This window comes from Plantactinospora sp. B6F1, assembly GCF_040120695.1.
GTDB lineage: Bacteria > Actinomycetota > Actinomycetes > Mycobacteriales > Micromonosporaceae > Plantactinospora.
On sequence record NZ_JBEEAC010000075.1, the window covers coordinates 1 to 2,144 of the forward strand.

General features: G+C 67.4%; 2 protein-coding genes. Both read right to left on the reverse strand.

The window, feature by feature from the left end:
* Positions 1-40: 40 nt before the first annotated feature.
* Entirely contained in the window at positions 41-1,066 is a 1,026-nt protein-coding gene (locus ABNF97_RS33770; RefSeq protein ID WP_349341044.1) for a tyrosine-type recombinase/integrase, read from the reverse strand.
* Positions 1,047-1,385 (reverse strand): hypothetical protein, encoded by a 339-nt coding sequence (locus ABNF97_RS33775; protein WP_349341045.1) that lies wholly within the window; start codon positions 1,383-1,385, stop codon positions 1,047-1,049. The genes ABNF97_RS33770 and ABNF97_RS33775 overlap by 20 nt, the downstream gene beginning before the upstream one ends.
* Between the last annotated feature and the right edge of the window lie 759 nt (positions 1,386-2,144).

The window sequence follows — 2,144 nt, forward strand, 5'->3', positions numbered from 1 at the left end:
CTACAACGTCAGACGCCGTCACAGCGCCTGCGACGGCATGTCACCCATCGACTACGAACGTTTTATCGCTGACGCCCGCCGGGCTCAGGCAGCTTAAACAATCCTCCACGCTTCCAGGGGATTGACAGTATGTGGTGGTGGCTGGGCCGGTGGAGTCGGTGTGTCCGGCGTAGGCGCGGGCGATGCCGTAGCCGTAGTGGCGTTCGACCCAGGTCAGGGTGGCGTGGCGTAGCCAGTGGGTGGAGATTCCTTGGGCGGCCACCCACGGCAGCTTTTCGCCGATGCGTTTCCACAGGTGGTCGTAGCGGCGGCTGGTGATTGGCCGACCGTTGCGGTAGCGCAGCAGCCGGTCGGTGGGCAGTACCGCGCCACGGGCGCGGGCGTGGTCGTCGAGGTGGGCGGCAAGGTCGAGGGTGATGGGTTGCCAGCGCAGGGTGGCCCCCTTCTCGGTCAGTCGTACGAGGCCGCGGTCGGTGTTCAGGTCGGTCAGCCGTAGCCCGAGGGCGCCGCCACGGCGGCAGGCGGTCTCGGTGTGCAGACGCAGCAGCAGGGCGTCGAGGATGACGTCGTTGCCGCTGGTACGAGCGGCAAGGTTGATTTCCTCCAGTTCATCGGGGGTCAGGGCGCGGCGGGTGCTTGGTAGTCGGCGGGGCTTGACCACTCGGTGGGCGGGGCTGGCGGTGGCGTCGATGAGCCCGTCGGCGATGGCCCGGTTGTAGATGGCGCGTGCGGCGGCGATGACGAGTTCGCCGGCGTGGCGGCCACTGCGGCTGTTGCGCCGTGACCGGGCGGTCGCCGCGGCCTGTCGCTGCATTGCCTCGATGTCGCTGGCCGCGACCGCGTCCAGGGGGCGGTCGCCCCACACGGCGGCCATCCGATGCCAGTAGGTGCCATACGTGCGTCTTGTGCCCGGTCCGGCAGCGGCGATGACCTGGGGCAGGTACTCGGCCAGCGTCGGCAGGCCCGGACCAGGCTCAGCCTGCAAGTCGGCGAGGGTGACGCCCAGATGGGCCAGCATCTGCCGCGCGGTAGCGACACGGGCGGGATCAGCCGACACGACGACCACCGACCACCTGCGCGTGAAGGTCGGCCAGCAGCCGCATGACGGTACTGGCCGGGTGGATCACCAGCAGATCGTGGGCGACCAGAGCGGCGAGCAGCAGCGGCTGCCCAGGCACGATCGCGCACATCTGCCGAACGCTCGCCGGTAACGGCAGCTCCCCTCGACTGCCCACCACGTGTTGTCCCACTTGCGCCGACGCGACAAGGACCATCCCGCTGTGCGGATGGATGTCGATACGGAGGCCCGCCGGCCAGCGCAGCGCCCCCAGCAGGCTGCGTTCGGTCACTCGACCGGATCGGTCCGGGCGCGCCATGCCGATCACGACCTCGTCCGGTGAGGCGGTCGCTGGCGGACGTGGTGCGGGCAGCGCCGGCATCGGCGCCGGACCGGGGCGCGGTCTGTCGGGAAGCGGGGCCGGAATGAGCACGCCGATGAGTTGCTCGCGGTCGCGGCGGCGAGTTGGTGTCATGACCAGGCCAACCGCGGAAACAGCGCAACGTGCCGACGGCTACGTACGGCCCACCGACGCCCACGATCACGTCTTATCGCAGATATGCGGGGCAAGAACGAGTACGGAATCGAATCTGGCTCATGCCTGGTGAAGCTCCACCAGAAGTGGTGTCCGAGGGGGGACTGAACACGCGTACCCCGCATACCTGCCGGAAGCAGGTATGCATGCGTTGGAGAGTAGGCGGCTGCAGCCAGTCGGTCAATGACAGCACGCGGCGAGCTCTGACCGTGCCCGTCCATACCCTCGGGTCCCCCCGGGCGACTATCGAGGTCGTGGATCAACAGAGCGTTTGGGCTGTAGACGGGGTGGGTCGACCCGAGTCGAGGGTTACCAGGCGCTTCCAACCGTTACCAGTCACCGAGCTCGACGCCGCGGACGTTCACACCTCACCACTCGCCGATCATTGGTGTTGGCTCACAGCAGGGAACGACGGCTGCTTGTTCACTGAGTTGATCTCAGCAAAACATAAGGGTTGATTGGTGCGACACGGGCGAAAGTGTCGAGTCGGACGACCGTGGAAACAGGCGTGGAGCCATCGATAGACACGTCCTTGCGACAGAAACACGTCTT